The organism is Halapricum desulfuricans (genome assembly GCF_017094465.1).
Classification (GTDB): domain Archaea; phylum Halobacteriota; class Halobacteria; order Halobacteriales; family Haloarculaceae; genus Halapricum.
The window spans coordinates 1-16217 of the sequence record NZ_CP064791.1 but is presented as its reverse complement, the minus strand read 5'-3'; the positions used below and the strand labels follow the sequence as shown (position 1 = coordinate 16217).

The following is a 16217-nucleotide window of genomic DNA, read 5'->3' as shown; positions in this document are numbered from 1 at the left end:
GCCCGGCAGTCTTAACTTGCTAGATTGGCTGTCGGTAGGTATGGTCACTCCGGGGGAAAAGGCACCGACGTTCGAGCTACCGGCAGTGGTGGATGGAGGCCTCGAGCGGCGTGCTCTCTCGGACGTGCTCGGCGAGGAGGTCGTCGTGCTCATGTTCTATCCGGCGGATTTCAATCCCGCATGCGACCGGGACGGCTCGGACGTCGGCGAACTCGACGTGTTCACGATGCAAAAAGACGTGACCGTCCTCGCGGTGTCACCGGACAGCGTCTACAGCCACCGGAAGTTCGCCGAGGAGTACGATCTGAAGATGCCGCTACTGAGCGACACGCGACGGACGGTCGCGGAACGCTACGACGTGGTCGACGACCGCGATGAGGGATATCTGCTCAAGCGCGCCGTCTTCGTGATCGACCTCGAGGGGCGAGTCCAGTATCGCTGGGAGAGTAACGGTCCCCACGAGCTGCCGGAGGTCGAGCCGATCCGGGTGACGACCGAGGCGATCGGTGGCGACTCGACGGCGCTGTCCCGGTATCGGGTCGGACACGCACACTACGTCGAGGGGCGGCGCGCGTTCACCAGCGCAATGGGTGCCTTCAGCGACCACGAGTGGATGCTCGCGAGGGGCGACTTCGAACAGGCACGCGGGGAGTTCGAGGAAGCCGCCGAGGAGTTCGACACCGCCTACCGGTTCAGCGAGACGGCCGTGCTGGACGAGCCGTTCGATCGCGCCGGGAGCAAGGCCAACTCGCTCTGGCAGGCGGCCGACTGGCTGGCGACCGCCGCCGACGAGTTCGCGAGCGGGAACGGACAGGAGGGCGAATCCTACCGCTCGGACGCCGAGGCGCCGCTTGAGGCGGCACGTGACCTCGACGAGCCGATCGACCCTGACGATATCGTCGACGAGGACGGCGAGATCCTGCTCGAGCCGGAAGCGGACGACTCGATTATCGAGGAGATCCGCGACCAGCAGCGCCAGGAGGGTGAGGAACCGGCGGGCGGTGTGGATCTCGAAGTCGAGGAAGTGACGATCGAAGACGACGATGACAGCGAGACGCGCGGGCTAGAGACCGACGCCGAACGTCGCGCCCGTGAGTACGGCGGAAAGGGCGTCGAGATGGGCCAAACCGGCGGCGCGAAAGCGGGACAAATCGCGGACGCCGTCGGCAATGTCGACGCGGAGAGCGAGGACGGTGACGAACAGTCCACAGAGTCCGAATCGTCGGATGTCACTGACGAGGAAGTCGCCGAAATCGCCGCCGAACTCGAAGACGAAGAGTCGACAGAATCTGTCGACGGACACTAGTGGAACAGACACCCAGAGTAGGTATGGACAACCGGGTAGAAATCGCGCGGACGTACTATCGCACGCTGGACGACCACGACTACGAGACGCTCCGCTCGCTCCTGTCGCCGGAGTTCGTCCAGCACCGACCCGATATGACCCTTGAGAGCCGCGAGCGGTTTGTGACGTTTATGCGCGAGGAGCGGCCACAGACGGACACGAGTCACCCGATCGACACCGTCTACGAGAACAGCGCGGGCCTCGCAGTCGAAGGGCGACTGCTCGCCGATGACGGAACACAGATTGCGGCCTTCGTCGACGTGTTGACCTTCGAGGGCGACCTGATCGGGCAGATCCGAACATATACCGCGTGAAACAGGCCGCTACAGGTGGTTGATCACCGTCGGGCAGTACTATGACCCCGGCCGCCGTAGTGAGACGCATGTACGACCGGATTCTCGTGCCCGTCGACGGCAGCGAGTGTGGGCGTGCCGCGGCGAGATACGGCTTCGCGTTCGCGGCGGCAACCGGCGCAACGGTCGATATCGTCCACGTGGTCGACACGACGGTACCGACCATCGGCGGCCGAATGACAGACCCCGAACGCCAGGACCACGGCGAGGCGATCGTCGAGTCGGCGGCCGAACACAGCCAGGCGTTCGACTGCCCCGTCGAGACGCACGTTCGAGAGGGTGCCCCGAGAAGCGAAATTGTCGCGAGCGCGGACGAGCTCGGCGCTGACCTGATCGTCATGGGGCGGCAAGGGACGCACAATCTCCGCGAGCGGTTGCTCGGCGGCGTCACCGAGCACGTCGTCCGCCACGCCGACCAGCCGGTATTGGTCGTTCCGCTCGGGACTGACGTGACGGCGGCCTCGATCTCGAAGCTGCTCGTCCCGACGGACGGCAGCGAGGCGGCCACGGCGGCCGTCGGTCCGGCGACGGAACTCGCGGCGGCCTTCGACGCGGAGATAGCCGTGTTCACGGCAGTCGACGTACAGGCGGCTGGCGGTAGTTTCAGCGCCGGCGGCGTCTCCGAGGAGTTCATCGAACGGCTGAAATCCGAGGGTGGGGAAACCGCCGAGACGTTCGCCGATGCGATCCGTGACGGCCAGCCCGGCCTGTCCGTCGAAACGATCGTTCGGCGGGGGAGCGCCCACGAGGAGATCGCGAGTTGCGCTACCGAGATCGATGCCGATCTGATCGTCATGGCCTCACACGGCCGGACGGGACTCAAGCGACACCTCCTGGGGAGCGTCGCTGACAGAGTGTTGCGGGTCGCCGAGACGCCGGTCCTGATAGCCACCCGGCCCAAAGCGTGAGGGACGACTCGCTACCCGGGAACTATCCGCTTCGAGACCCAGCGAGTCGACATGGATCTCGATTCACTCGATCACGAACCGCACGTCAGGCGGGCGCTTGAACTGGCCCGTGAGGCCGGCGAGCGCGGTGACGGGGCCTACGGCTCCGTGCTCGTCCGTGACGGCGCGATCATCGACGAGGCGACGAACCGCGAACACAGCGACGACGACCTCGCGCTGCACCCGGAGCTGACCCTCGCACGGCGGGCGGGCAGTGAGCTATCTCCCGAGGAACGCGCCGAGACGGTACTGTACACCAGTACGGAGCCGTGTCCGATGTGTGCGACCGGAATCGCCTACGCGGGGCTGGGCGGCGTCGTCTACAGCGTCTCCGGAGCAGCCGTCGAAACGGAAGTCGGCGGAGAAACGGGGCTGGATTGTGAGACGGTGTTCGAGAGCTTCGATGCCGACATTCCGGTCGTCGGGAGCGTGCTGCGGTCGGACGGACTCGAAATTCACCGACGCTATCGGGAGCGATCCCAGTAGGGGTTATTCGGACGCGTAGGCGTCGGCGAGGTACTCCTCCATCATCCGGCGAGCGTGATAGCGCGAGCCGTTGAACGCGATGGCGTTGCGCATGATGTCGACCCACTTCTCGTTGTCGTCGTAGTAAGTCGGCAGCACTTCGTTTTCGAGCGTGTCGTACAGCGCAGTCGAGTCGACTAGCGTCTCCTTGGCGTCGGTCATCCGCTCTTCTCGCGGGCTGTGGGGTTCGGGGCCGATCGACCAGCCGGTCTCGCCCTCGATGTGGCCTTCGACCCACCAGCCGTCGATCGTCGAGAACTGCGGGACGCCGTTGAACGCGGCTTTCATGCCCGAAGTACCCGACGCTTCACGCGGTCGACGGGGGTTGTTCAGCCAGACGTCGACACCGGAGGTGAGCTTCAGTCCCATCTCCATGTCGTAGTCTTCGAGATAGGTGATCGTGATCTCCTCGGCGAGTTCGTCGGCGTACCCGTAGATCTCCTGGATGATCTCCTGACCGCGCGGGTCGCCGGGGAAGGCTTTGCCGGCGTAGACGACCTGGATGTCACCCGAGCGGGCGATGACTTCGCGCAGGCGATCGACGTCCTCGAACAGCAGCGGTGCGCGCTTGTAGGGCACGGCACGGCGGGCGAACCCGAGCGTGAGTACGTCCTCGTCGAGTTCGACGCCCTGCCGGTCCTCGACGTACTCGATCAGATCCCGTTTCTGGGCCTGGTGGGCCTCCCAGAGCGGTTCGTCGTCGATGAGCGTGGCGTGCTGGAGCTTCGTTGGGAAGCGCCGCCAGTTGCGCATATTCTCGTCGAAGACCTCGGCAATCTCGTCGCCGACCCACGTCGGCACGTGGGCACCGTTGGTGATGGCGTCGATATTCTCGGCGTGTTCGGGGAACATCTCCCGGGAGACTTCCTGGTGGCGCTTGGCGACCCCGTTGACGTACCGCGAGAGATTGAGGGCGAGCCGCGTCGTGTGGATCTTGCCCCGCGGGCTGTACTGGCGGACGGTGTACATCGAAACGAGGTCGTCCTCGAGCAGTTCGTCGAGCATCTCGATGGGGTACTCGTCGTGGGCGGCCGCGACCGGGGTGTGCGTCGTGAACACACACTGCTCGCGAACGGCGTCGGCGTCGAGGTCGTTTCGAGCGAGCAGTTCCAGCGTGAGGAAACTGGCGTGACCTTCGTTCATGTGGTAGGTATCGATGTCGTAGCCCAGTTCGTCGAGCATGCGGACGCCACCGATGCCCAGGACCAGATAGACGGCGAGTTTGAAACGGTCGTCTTTCCCGGGAGCGTAGACGCGGTGTGTCAGTTCCCGGATCCAGTCGGGGTTCTCCTCGCGGTCGGTATCCAGCATGATGACCGGAACGGTCCCGCCGTGTTCGGATTCAACGTCGTAGCGCCAGGCGCCGATCGTGACGGTTTCGCCAGCGATCGTCATCTCGACGGTCGCGTCGAGCGGCTCGCAGAACTCCTCGACCGGCCACGGAGCCGGCTCGATGTGCTGGGTGCCGTGCTCGTCGATGTGCTGTTTCCCCAGTCCGCGGTCGTTGAGCAGCGTGAGACCGACGGCATCGACATCCAGATCGGCGAAGCCACGAACGACGTCGCCCGCGAGGATCCCGAGCCCGCCGTTGTAGGTGTTCATCCCGTTTTCCAGGCCATACTCCATGCTGAAATACGCGATCGTGCCGTCAGATCGAGATATCGGCATACGCTGTCCTTCACGGAGGGGTCGTTTATCCCCTGCGATGCGAAATTCAGCGCCTCTAAGACACTCAGCGAATCTATAAAATGATTTAATGCCGTTTCCGGGTCGGGAGTTACAATCCGGCCCCGCCAGTGGGATGATATCAGTCGACTAGTGAGACGCTGTTGCGAAGGTCATCTTCGATAGCTTCCAGCGACCGACCCTTCGTCTCGGGGACGAGCCGATGGATGAACACCAGCGCGAGGAGACTGCTGAGCCCGAACAGCCAGAACGTCGATGTAGTCCCAATCTTGGCGGTCAATATCGGGAACATGAGCGAGACGAGGAGGTTCGCCAGCCAGTTAGCAACGGTGACGAGACCCATGGCACTCCCGCGAAACTCCAGGGGATAGATTTCGGAGATAAGCAGCCAGAACACTGGACCGAGACCGATGGCGAAGAAGGCCACGAACAGCATCAGGCTGACCGTCGCGGCGATACCGAGGATGCCGCCGAACCCGGGGACGTAGAAGACGACGCCGAGCACGCCCAGCGTCAGTACCATCCCGCCGACGCCGACCAGCAACAGCACCCGCCGACCGATACGGTCGATCAGTGCGATGGCGACGACGGTCATCACGACGTTGATCGTGCCGATGCCGACCGTCGCGAGGATCGACGTGACGTTCCCGAAGCCGGTCGACTCGAGGATCGTCGGCGCGTAATAGATGACGGCGTTGATCCCGGTGATCTGCTGGAAGACAGCCAGTCCGAGCCCGACCAGAAGTGCCGGACGCATCCACGGCTGCAGGAGGTCCCGCAAGCCCGTCCCGGACTGCTTTGCAACCGTCTCCTCGATCTCGGCGATCTCCGCTTCGATGTCACCGTCACGCGTCCGCCGGAGCACCGCGCGCGACTCGTCTTCGCGGCCGTGCTCGTAGAGCCATCGCGGGCTCTCCGGCATCTTCAACATGCCGACTGCCAGAATCACGGCCGGAACCATCCCCGCCCCGAGCATCAAGCGCCACGCTCCCGCGCCAGCGAAAGCGTAGTTGACGAAATACGACGAGAGGATGCCGACTGTCACCATCAGCTGATTCAGCGACGTGAGTGCGCCACGGATCCGCGGTGGAGCGATTTCGGAAATATACAGCGGCCCGACGATGGAGGCGAATCCGATCGCGACCCCGTCGATCAGCCGCCCGGCGACCAACACCGGTACGTTCGGCGCGACGGCCATCGTGAACGAGCCCAGGAAGAACACACCGGCCCCGAGCAGGATGAGCCGCCGCCGCCCCAGTCGATCCGCCAGCCGACCGCCGACGGCCGCGCCGAGTGCGGCGCCTGCCATCGCACCGCTCATGATGACACCCTCGATCAGCGGTGACATCACGAACTCCTCGTTGATGAACAGGAACGCACCCGAGATGATGCCCGTATCGAAACCGAACAACAACCCGTTCAGGGCTGCCAGCGCCGACACGAGGTAAATGAAGCGGTCACCGCCGCCCGAGACGACGTCGCGTATCGTGGCTGTCGTAGACATACAGCGACGCCGTAGATGAGTGCAAAATATAAATGCAAACTCCGTTCTCACATGACAGAAATATGATTAATAACAACTATTGTTATATATTGGGTGTATTTTTTCGGCTGTAGACCGGGTTTTATCCGGAAATATGAATATGTCCGTAGTATCAATAGGTTTTAGATATGGCGAATTTCGGGCGTTCAAAGACAGATGGTATGCCGATCGATCAGAACAGGTTCGGATAAGTAGTGACACTCTGAAGCACACCAGAGAGCACGATCGCGCTGCAGGCAGTAACGCCTAACCCCGTCCCGCCCGCAGGTCGATCCATGACCGACGAACTCCGTGCTGCGGCCGAGACGGCACTAAACCAGTGTATGGGACTGCAATCCGGAGAATCCTGCGGGATCGTCACCGACGACGAGCGCTGGAAGATCGGGAAGGTCCTGTACGACGTCGCGAGCGAGATCACCGACGACGTGACGGTCGTCCGGTACCCGCCGGGCGATCAGCACGGCGAGGAACCACCGGCGACGGTCGCGGCAGCCATGCGCGAACCGGACGTGTTGCTCGCGCCGACGACCAAGAGCCTCAGCCACACCCGGGCGCGCTCGACGGCCACGGACAGCGGTGCCCGGGCCGCGACGCTCCCGGGAATCACCAAGGAGGTGTTCACGCGCGGGCTGGACGCCGACTACGAATCGATCCGCGAGCACTGCGATAGGGTGCTCGCGGCGGTCGGCGACGCGACGGAGATCCGGGTGACCGCACCGTCGGGGACGGACATCACGCTCGAACCCGGCGACCGGGAGTGGCAGGAGGACACCGGGATCGTCCACGAACCCGGGTCGTTCTCGAATCTACCGGCGGGTGAGGTGTTCGTCAGCCCCGAGACCGCCGACGGGCGGGTCGTCGTCGACGGAACGATGCGCCCTCACGGATTGCTTGAGGACGGCCAGACGGTCGCCTTCGAGGTCGAAAATGGACAGGTCACCGCGATCGAGGACGACGCGATCCGCGAGCAGGTCGAGGCGGCAGCCGAGGAAGTTGGCGAAGCCGCCTACAATCTGGCCGAGCTGGGGATCGGGACGAACGTGGCCGTCGAGCGGTTGCTCGGCTCGGTGTTACTCGACGAGAAGGCGGGCGGGACGGTCCACTTCGCGATCGGCGACGACGCCTCGATCGGCGGCGACACCGAAGCGCCGCTGCACCTGGACGGGATCGTCCGCGATCCGACGGTGTACGCCGACGGCGAAGCAGTCGCGCTCCCGACGAGGTGACATCCTCCCCGTCGTAAACGACGGGACTCGCTCCTCGCAAAAGATAGTCGAATCGAGAGCCACAAGCGCTATTTGCGTGGCACCTGGACGTGTACGCAATGACCAGAAACGAAACCCACGGGACACAACGGGTCGCGGTCCTCGCCGACTCCCAGAACCTCTATCACACAGCACGAAGCCTCCACGAGCGCAATATCGACTACGCGGAGTTGCTCGACGCGGCGGTCGACGGCCGGTCGCTCACGCGGGCGATCGCCTACGTCATCAAAGCGAACGCGCCCGAAGAGGAGGCGTTCTTCGACGCGCTGATCGACATCGGGTTCGAAACCCGGATCAAGGAGATCCGGACGTTCGGCGACGGCTCGAAGAAAGCTGACTGGGACGTCGGGATGAGTCTGGACGCCGTCTCGCTGGCCGAACACGTCGACGCCGTCGCGCTGTGCACCGGCGACGGTGACTTCACGAGGCTGTGCAGGCACCTCCAGCACGAGGGCGTCAGGGTCGACGTGCTCGCGTTCGAGGAATCGACTGCCGAGGATCTGATCGCCGCGGCTGACGGGTTCATCGACCTCGGGTCCGATCCCGATCGGTTCTTGCTCTAGGCGGGTCTGTCGTCTTCGACTCTATACGGGGCGACCGCCTTCGGACGTGCCGACCAGCAGCGCGCCCGCGGCCAGGCCGAGCGCGGCGACAGCCCCAACGACGATCGGGATATCCGCCATCCCCAGCACGATAATCGCGACGCTACAGACGAAAAGCAGGCCGCCACCGACAGCGAGCTTGCGTGTCTCCGTTGCCATACAGCACGGTTCGAGCAGTCAACGGATAAACGCCAGCGTAGCGGCGATTCCCGCAGGGACGGCGGTCGAAAGGCGTTTGCCCGGTCGCACCGGATCGGCAGACATGACTGAGGCCGCCTCGGAGATGGATCTGGACGCGCTAGCCCGGGTCGCAGCCTATCAGTTCGGGTCGGACGGTTCGGCGCTGTTCGACGACCCCGACCTGGAGATTACCCGTTCGAGTTCCGGCCGGCCGCGACAGATCATCGCGCCGGACGGACGGATCGGGACCTACAGCACGACGGGCCGGTTCACGCTCGGGCTGGCCGGCGGTCGTCGGCTCCACGAATTGCTCCCCTATCCCGACTATCGGGTCGTCGTCGGCGACGAGAGCGAACCGTTCGTCCGGGACGAGAAGAACGTCTTCGCGAAGTTCGTCCGTGAGGTCGATCCGGACGTGCGACCCGGTGACGAAGTCCTCGTGACCCACCACGAGGGGGAGTTGCTGGCGGTCGGCCGCGCGGAGCTGCCGGCCGGAGACATGCTGGATTTCGAGACTGGGATGGCAGTGGCCGTTCGGGACGGTGCAGAAGGCTGATCGAGATTCCGCATGAGAGGAGTGAACTGCCAGGACGGGGCGACCGAGCGTTACCGGGTCGCTTGCGTGATGGCCTGCTCCAGATCGTCGACGATGTCCTGTGGATCCTCGACGCCGACGGAGAGCCGGACCATGTCGTCAGTGACGCCGGCGGCGGCCTTCTCCTCGTCGGTGAGCTGCTGGTGGGTCGTCGAAGCGGGATGGATGATCAGCGTCTTGGCGTCACCGACGTTCGCCAGGAGGCTGGCCAGTTCCGTCGATTCGACGGTGTCGCGGGCGGCATCGTAGCCGGCTTCGAGTCCGAAGGTGATCATCCCGCCGTAGCCGCCGTCGAGGTACTTCGAGGCGTTGTCGTGGGTCTCGTGGCTGTCCAGCCCGGGGTAGTTGACCCAGGCAACCTCGTCGTGGTCCTCGAGGTACTCGGCGACGAGTTGGGCGTTCTCGCAGTGGCGCTTCATCCGCATCGGCAGCGACTCCAGGCCCTGGATCGTCTGCCAGGCGTCGAACGGCGACTGCTGGTTGCCCAGATCCCGAAGCCCGCGAGCGATCCCGGCGTAGGTGAACGCCGCCTCGCCGAACCGATCGACGAAGTTGACCCCGTGGTAGGCGGGGTTGTCCTCGGCGATTTCGGGATAGTCCTCGGCGTACTCCTCCCAGGGGAAGGTGCCGCCGTCGACGACGACGCCGCCCACGGTCGTCCCCGAGCCGTGGATCCACTTCGTCGTGGACTCCCAGACCAGGTCCGCGCCGTGCTCGATCGGGTTCGAGAGATACGGCGTCGCGAAGGTGTTGTCCACCAGCAGGGGGACGCCGTGGTCGTGAGCGATCTCGGCGACGCGCTCGATGTCCGGCGTCACGAGTGCGGGGTTGCCGATCGTTTCGAGATGGACGTAGGCCGTGTCCTCGTCGATCGCCTCGTCGTAGGCATCGTAATCCAGCGTGTCGACGAAGCGCGTCTCGACGCCGTTGCGCGGTGCAGTGTGGGTGAAGTACGTGTAGGTGCCCCCATACAGCGCCGAGGCGGTGACGACGTTGTCGCCGACGTCCGCCAGCAGGAAGGTAGTGAGGTTCAGCGCGCCCATCCCCGAGCTGGTCGCGACAGCGCCGACCCCACCCTCGAGGGCAGCGAGGCGTTCCTGGAGCAGTCCCGTTGTGGGGTTCATCAGCCGGGAGTAGACGTGCCCCGGCTTCTCGAGAGCGAACTGCTGGGCGGCGTCCTCGGCGTCCTCGAAGACGTAGCTGGTCGTCTGATAGATCGGTGGTGCGCGTGCACCCGTCGCAGGATCGGGCTCTTCCTGCCCGACGTGCAGGGCGTTCGTTTCGAATCCGCGGTCGTCGTCAGTCATAGTACAGTGTGGTCTTCGCTCCTGGTGCCTGTATAAGCACCACCTATCGCCTTCATTCGCCGGAGTGGGTGACATCCGGCAATACTTACAGCGGGATCGAGGCGAAACCCCATCCAGGGGTAGAAAAAAGCTAAGCACCGCATGACTACGTCGATCGGATCCCCAGCGCCGGCCGGAGGGACGACAATGACAGACAAAGATCGGCGGACTGTACTGAAAACAATCGGAACGGCAGGGGTGCTACTGAGCACCGGTGGTGTTGGAACAGCAGCGGGACGCAAAGGAAAGCGCCTGGGTGCCAGCGCGGAGCCCACACTGTTCGAAATCGTAGAGGGTAGCGAGGACTTCGAAATCCTCGAACTGGCGCTCGAAGAAACAGGTCTCGACACAGTTCTGGACGGCAGGCGGCAGTTCACAGTGTTCGCGCCGACAGATGAAGCGTTCGGGGAATTGCTGGAGGCGCTGGATGTCACGGCCGAGGAGCTGCTGGCCAGAGACGACCTTGCGACGATACTCCTCTACCACGTCACGAACGGTCGGCGGTACGCCTCGTCAGTGGTCAATGCACCGCAGATCCGGATGTTCGAAGGTGGTACCGTCACGGTCGACGGGACGACACTGAACGGCGGCGGGCTCGGTGGCGCCGAGATCGAAGCGACGGATATCGAGGCCGCAAACGGGGTTGCACACGTCATCGACGGCGTGTTGCTGCCCTGAGAACGAGTCGATCCGGCCTCCGCTACCCGAAACTCCGAACGGTAAGCTCCAGCGTCTCCAGGTCGACGATCGGCGCGAACCCGGCATCGGGGTCGATGTTGACGCTCTTCTGGAAGTCCGTCTGAGCCTGCCAGCAGCCCGAATTGATCGTCAATACGTTGTGGTACTTGCCATAGCCCAGCTTGTGGACGTGGCCGGCGTGGAAGACATCCGGCACCTCGTCGATAATGAGGTAGTCCCTCGTTTCGGGTGCAAGTCGCGTATGGCCGCCGTACTGAGGGGCGACGTGGCGCTTCTTGAGGAGCTGATACATCGCTTTCTGGGGCTCGTCGTAGGATGCCTTCTCGTCGGGCAGTTCGGCGATCACTTCGTCGAGGCTGACCCCGTGATACATCAGCACCGAGACGCCTTCGATCGTGACTAGAGAAGGGTTCGAGGTGAAACGGGCGTCGTGGGCGGACATCGTCTGGCGGAGTTCCGAATCGAAGGCAGGTTGCGGTTCGGCCAGGCGAACGGCGTCGTGATTGCCTGGAATCATAACGATCTCCATATCGCCGGGCACCTCCTTGAGATACTCCGAGAAGCGCTCGTACTGGTCGTAGACGTCGATGACGTCCAGTTCCTCGTCTTGGTCGGGATAGACGCCGACGCCCTCGACCATGTCACCAGCGATCAACAGATACTCGACACCCTCGGCGTCATCAGTATGGAGCCAGTCGGCGAAGCGATGCCAGGCGTCGGCCTTGAACTCCTGGCTGCCGACGTGAACGTCACTGATCAGGGCAGCTTTTACCGGTCGATCCGCCGTCGAGGGCTCGTAGGTGCGAGGGATATCGGGAAAGTGCAACGAGTCGACGAAGAGGATCCCACCGTCGTCCGCCAGCGTCCCCTCGACGGCGATCACTTCGTCGAGCAGGAGTTCGCCTACGAGGTCGGCGATCGGCCGGTCTTTCATCACCAGCGTCGGGAAAGTTCCGTTGGTGTCTTCGAGTTCGACTAGCCAGTGGCCGCTTGCCGTCGATCGGATGTCCGAAACCATCCCGACGACTGCGGCCTCCTCGTTGCCGGGAAGCGATTCCAGAGCGTCGGTCGGCCGATGGTTGACCCGGCCGCGGAGCTGTTTCGAGAGGCGCTCGTAGCGATCGCGAAAGACGGCGACGAAGTCGCTGTACTCGCCCGTTCCGGTCGATTGACCGGTCATATCGCCGTCGATCTCGACGGAGAGCTGTTCGGGGTCTATCTCCCGTGTGACCTGCTGCTCGGACGCGATTCCGTCCCCAGACACCCCCTTTGTTTCGACTGGAGACGAAGTACTATCATTCGAAGATGGAGGGGATTTGGTTGCAGTTGAAACAGAGGAGTCGGAGTCAGCGGGCGCATTCGAGCGGGCGGACGTTTCGGCGGAGTCCCCATCAGTAGTTTCAGCGGGACTCTCCGGGGAATTCGATGGGGATTCAGCGGGGTCAGAGAGCGATCGATCGCCCAGCGAGCGGCGAGAGCTGTCCGTTTCGAGTGTGTCACGGACGTGTCTCGCACGGAGTTTGAGCGCGTCGTCGGGAAGCGTTTCGAGGGCCCGATCGAGAGCGGCGTCAGTGTCCGGCGCGTCGGCGAGTAGCGTCACGGCTTCGCGTTCGGCGTTGTAGCCGCGGGTCGCGAGTTCACTGACGATCCGAGCGGGCGTCTCGAGAGGCACACCGCGAGGATTCGCGCCGCCGAGCAAAAGAGTGACGGTAAGGGAGAGAAACAACAGGCGAGAACACAACCGGCGAGACAGCGACCAAGCGAAAGATTGGTAGCCGTCCGCCGGGTGGAAACCGACAATGGGAGACGACGGCCCACGGTCGGGACCGCGAGGAGACGACATCCGAAGCTCCGAGACGGACACCGCACGGTCAGCGGCGGACAAGGGGTCCTCGACGGGGGCTGGGGACTCACCGGGGAATCGAAACGAGGCTGTGGGCAAACAGGCAAGTCACGGGAGGGCAGCGGACTCAGGGGCCAGCGAGGAGCGGGGGGCGGCGATGGATGATCGTGGATCGTCGGGTGGACGGGGACCGAACGGTGGGACAGATGCAGACGGTGGAGGGGGAAGCTGGATGCTGTATCTCTACGATTTGCTCAGCAGCGTCGGGATCGTCATCCTGATCGGTGCACTGTTGTTCGCCGCGAGCGGGATCTGGCCGCCGATGGTCGCCGTCGAGAGTGGCAGTATGGAACCGGTGATGGAACGCGGCGATCTGGTGTTCGTCATGGAGTCCGAACGATTCCCCGGCCCGGGCGCTCACGAGAGCGGGGTCGTCACCGCACAGGCCGGACAGGACACCGGCTACGAGAAATTCGACGGGAGCGGGGACGTGATCGTCTACAAGCCCGACGGAAGCGATTACAGAACGCCGGTGATCCACCGCGCGATGTTCTGGGTCGAGGAAGGGGAAAACTGGGTCGAGAAAGCGAATCCGGAATACCTGCCGGAAAACGCAGTCTGTGACGGAGCGGGAGAGGCCGTACAGAACGGGACGGACATCCCCAGTTGTCCGGCGCCACACGCGGGGTTCATCACCAAGGGTGACGCGAATGCCCACTACGATCAGGTGAACGGGATCGTCCGTGGCCCCGTCAAACCAGCCTGGGTCGTCGGAACGGCCGAACACGCGGTCCCGTATCTCGGCAACATCCGTCTCAACGCACAGGCAAGCGCGACGGATAACCGGACGGTCATGGCAAGCGCGACGGCCGACTGACGCTGATCCAGCAGGGCCGCGGTCGGGATCAGATCCCGTGGGGACGAAGAGGGATCGTGTGAGGATGAAAGCGGAGTTGCCACACGGCGGTCACTGCTGGTCGAATCGAGCCTGGACGAACGGCTGGACGTCCTCGATATCGCCGAGTCGGGAGTCGCTCAGCAGGACAGCTTCGGTTTCGTCGATCGGGACCGACAGCGAGATCTCTTTCGTGCGGCCGTACCGGCCCTTCGAGACGACGACGGCGTTGACGATGCCGAGCATGTCGAGTTCGGAGATCAGGTCGGTGACGCGGCGCTGGGTGAGCACGTCGGCGTCGATCTCCTCACAGAGGCTCTTGTAGATGTTGTAGACCTCGCCGGTGTTGATGTTGTGGACGCCGTTCTTCTCCAGGAGGATGATTGCAAAGAGAACGAGTTTCGATTGCGTCGGGAGGGTGCGGACGACCTCGACCACGCGGTCGAGTTCGATCTTCTCCTGGGCCTGTCGGACGTGATCTTCCTCGACGCGATCGGTGTTGTCCCGTTCGGCGAGTTCACCGGCCGTCCGGAGCAAGTCGAGTGCGCGTCTGGCGTCACCGTGTTCCTGGGCTGCGAAGGCGGCACACAGCGGAATGACGTCCTCGGAAAGGGAATCGTCCTCGAAGGCGACCTCCGCGCGCGCCTGTAGGATGTCCCGGAGCTGGTTGGCATCGTAGGGCGGGAAGACGATCTCCTCCTCGCCGAGGCTGGATTTGACGCGGGGGTCGAGAAAGTCGGTGAACTTCAGATCGTTGGAGATACCCATGATCGAGACCTTGGAGTTCTCCAGTTCGGAGTTCATCCGCGAGAGGTTGTACAGGGTGTCGTCGCCGCTCTTCTCGACGAGTTTGTCGATCTCGTCGAGCATGATCACGACGACGCGCTCGGTGTAATCGACCGCCTCGAAGAAGGTGCTGTAGACGCGATCGGTCGGCCAACCGGTCATCGGGACTTCCTCGAAGCCGTCACGTTCGTCACGGAGGGATTCGAGCGTGGATTCGATTTCGTCGATCGACTCGAAGTCGGTCTCGGCGAGTGACGACTTGCTGTCGCGTACGTCCTCGCGAAGGGATTCGAGCCGGTCGATCCGCCCGGTGATGTGTTCGCGGTTCTTCTCGATGAACTTGTTCGCGAGTTGTGCGAGAACGCGATACTGGGTATCGGTAACCTCGCAGTTGATGTATTCGACTTCGCAGGCGACAGCGTACTTCTCGGAAGTCGCCTCAAGTTCCTCGCTGACGAACTTGGCGCTGGCGGTCTTGCCGGTGCCCGTCTTCCCGTAGATGAGGATGTTAGAGGGCGTGTCACCGCGAAGTGCACTGACGAGGATCGTCGCCATGTTGTTGATCTGGTCCTCGCGGTGCGGGAGCTTGCGGGGTGTGTACGAGGGGCGAAGCACCTCCTTCTTCTCGAAGATCGGCTCGCCGCTCAACAGATCGTCGAACAGTCCGCGCGACGCTTCATCGGCGTCCTCCTCACTGTCGACGTCGTCGAGAACAATATCATCCAGCGACGACGTGCCAAACGATTCAGTTCCGTCTCGATCACCAGTATCAGTCGAATCGGTGAACCGTCTCGTAGCGTCGCTCTCAGAGTCGATTCCGGGAGAGTCGATCTCTGGATCGGTTTCGTCGTCTTTGTCTGTCATAGTGGAGACCCCTGCTTTTCAGGTGGAAATGACACGGCGCGTAGAGAGATATGGTGGGAGAGACGAGATAGGAGCGGAATTCCGCTGTTTCCCGAGCTCGACCGTGTCCAGTTGAACCAAAAAGAACCCGTGGTTGATAGCATATTAAATATTACGGTGCGACGCCAGTCGAGGTTCTGTTGAGGATCGGTATGACTGTTGGAAAGTCCGCTACGACCGCACGGCCTATCTGTCGAAACGGCTGAGGGCACGATTGGATAGGGGGACAACTGTCAGTGAAAATATCAAATTTCTGGTTGATAACAGCGTGCAAGACAGCGTGCAAGGAGAAGAGAGATCGAATTCCGTTTCTATTCATCAGGTATGAAAGAGGGGTAGGTCGAGATACGATGAAATGTAGAAGTCCAGTTTAGAGTGGAATGGTAAAACAATGGAATGGTAAAACGCACCATGGAACCCCCCCACCCCTTCGTTTCAGGTGGAGTCGCCAAAGAAGGGGGTAGGGGGTGAGAGTTGTCGCTCTAGGAAGCGAATGATTTAAGATACTACCACGAATACCAAACCCGTAATAGGATATAGTAGAAGTATTGCTAAGCTTCCTCTAGATTCCTAGAATAACAGCTTTCTAGAGTGGAACTGGATTTCTAGGGCGAAGAAGCTAGATATCCGAAACGGAAAAATCTCCAAACGCTTGAGAACTAGGTGGCGATCAATTCGTCCTAGGAAATCGAATCCGTCTAAAC

General features: G+C 62.7%; 15 protein-coding genes. 9 read left to right on the top strand and 6 right to left on the bottom strand.

What is annotated here, in order from left to right; genetic code table 11:
- The first annotated feature begins 40 nt into the window (after nucleotides 1-40).
- The 4 genes from HSEST_RS00075 (at nucleotide 41) to HSEST_RS00060 (ending at nucleotide 3131) form a co-directional block, all read left to right on the top strand.
- Entirely contained in the window at nucleotides 41-1306 is a 1266-nt protein-coding gene (locus HSEST_RS00075; protein WP_229121541.1) for a peroxiredoxin family protein, read from the top strand.
- A gap of 23 nt (nucleotides 1307-1329) precedes the next feature.
- Entirely contained in the window at nucleotides 1330-1659 is a 330-nt protein-coding gene (locus HSEST_RS00070; RefSeq protein ID WP_229121540.1) for a nuclear transport factor 2 family protein, read from the top strand.
- 68 nt (nucleotides 1660-1727) lie between these two features.
- Nucleotides 1728-2606, top strand: coding sequence for a universal stress protein (locus HSEST_RS00065; protein WP_229121539.1), 879 nt, complete (start codon nucleotides 1728-1730; stop codon nucleotides 2604-2606).
- Nucleotides 2607-2657: 51 nt separating this feature from the next.
- A complete protein-coding gene (locus HSEST_RS00060) occupies nucleotides 2658-3131 on the top strand; it encodes a nucleoside deaminase (protein WP_229121538.1) in 474 nt (157 codons plus the stop codon).
- Nucleotides 3132-3134: 3 nt separating this feature from the next.
- Here the strand turns inward: HSEST_RS00060 and glgP are convergent, their stop codons facing one another.
- Both glgP and HSEST_RS00050 read right to left on the bottom strand, forming a co-directional pair.
- Complete coding sequence (gene glgP, locus HSEST_RS00055; protein ID WP_229121537.1) at nucleotides 3135-4838, bottom strand: alpha-glucan family phosphorylase; 1704 nt, start codon at nucleotides 4836-4838, stop codon at nucleotides 3135-3137.
- A 139-nt stretch (nucleotides 4839-4977) separates the two neighbouring features.
- Nucleotides 4978-6360: a sugar porter family MFS transporter gene (locus HSEST_RS00050; RefSeq protein WP_229121536.1), complete on the bottom strand. Its 1383-nt coding sequence runs from the start codon at nucleotides 6358-6360 to the stop codon at nucleotides 4978-4980.
- A gap of 314 nt (nucleotides 6361-6674) precedes the next feature.
- Between HSEST_RS00050 and HSEST_RS00045 the strand changes: the two genes are divergently transcribed.
- Nucleotides 6675-7625: an aminopeptidase gene (locus HSEST_RS00045; RefSeq protein WP_229121535.1), complete on the top strand. Its 951-nt coding sequence runs from the start codon at nucleotides 6675-6677 to the stop codon at nucleotides 7623-7625.
- 98 nt (nucleotides 7626-7723) lie between these two features.
- Nucleotides 7724-8227: an NYN domain-containing protein gene (locus tag HSEST_RS00040; RefSeq protein ID WP_229121534.1), complete on the top strand. Its 504-nt coding sequence runs from the start codon at nucleotides 7724-7726 to the stop codon at nucleotides 8225-8227.
- 21 nt (nucleotides 8228-8248) lie between these two features.
- Here HSEST_RS00040 and HSEST_RS00035 read toward each other — a convergent pair whose 3' ends face one another.
- Nucleotides 8249-8425, bottom strand: coding sequence for a hypothetical protein (locus HSEST_RS00035; RefSeq protein ID WP_229121533.1), 177 nt, complete (start codon nucleotides 8423-8425; stop codon nucleotides 8249-8251).
- A 103-nt stretch (nucleotides 8426-8528) separates the two neighbouring features.
- Here HSEST_RS00035 and HSEST_RS00030 point away from each other — a divergent pair, with 103 nt between their 5' ends.
- Nucleotides 8529-9002 (top strand): PUA domain-containing protein, encoded by a 474-nt coding sequence (locus HSEST_RS00030; protein ID WP_229121532.1) that lies wholly within the window; start codon nucleotides 8529-8531, stop codon nucleotides 9000-9002.
- A 50-nt stretch (nucleotides 9003-9052) separates the two neighbouring features.
- Here the strand turns inward: HSEST_RS00030 and HSEST_RS00025 are convergent, their stop codons facing one another.
- Complete coding sequence (locus HSEST_RS00025; protein WP_229121531.1) at nucleotides 9053-10348, bottom strand: O-acetylhomoserine aminocarboxypropyltransferase/cysteine synthase family protein; 1296 nt, start codon at nucleotides 10346-10348, stop codon at nucleotides 9053-9055.
- Nucleotides 10349-10534: 186 nt separating this feature from the next.
- Between HSEST_RS00025 and HSEST_RS00020 the strand changes: the two genes are divergently transcribed.
- Nucleotides 10535-11065: a fasciclin domain-containing protein gene (locus HSEST_RS00020; RefSeq protein WP_229121530.1), complete on the top strand. Its 531-nt coding sequence runs from the start codon at nucleotides 10535-10537 to the stop codon at nucleotides 11063-11065.
- Nucleotides 11066-11087: 22 nt separating this feature from the next.
- Here the strand turns inward: HSEST_RS00020 and HSEST_RS00015 are convergent, their stop codons facing one another.
- A complete protein-coding gene (locus tag HSEST_RS00015) occupies nucleotides 11088-12758 on the bottom strand; it encodes a DNA-directed DNA polymerase II small subunit (RefSeq protein ID WP_229121529.1) in 1671 nt (556 codons plus the stop codon).
- Between the two features lie 127 nt (nucleotides 12759-12885).
- Between HSEST_RS00015 and HSEST_RS00010 the strand changes: the two genes are divergently transcribed.
- A complete protein-coding gene (locus tag HSEST_RS00010; protein WP_229121528.1) occupies nucleotides 12886-13806 on the top strand; it encodes a S26 family signal peptidase in 921 nt (306 codons plus the stop codon).
- 90 nt (nucleotides 13807-13896) lie between these two features.
- On the opposite strand, the gene HSEST_RS00005 is transcribed toward HSEST_RS00010, so the two are convergent.
- Entirely contained in the window at nucleotides 13897-15474 is a 1578-nt protein-coding gene (locus tag HSEST_RS00005; protein ID WP_229121527.1) for a Cdc6/Cdc18 family protein, read from the bottom strand.
- Nucleotides 15475-16217 lie beyond the last annotated feature (743 nt).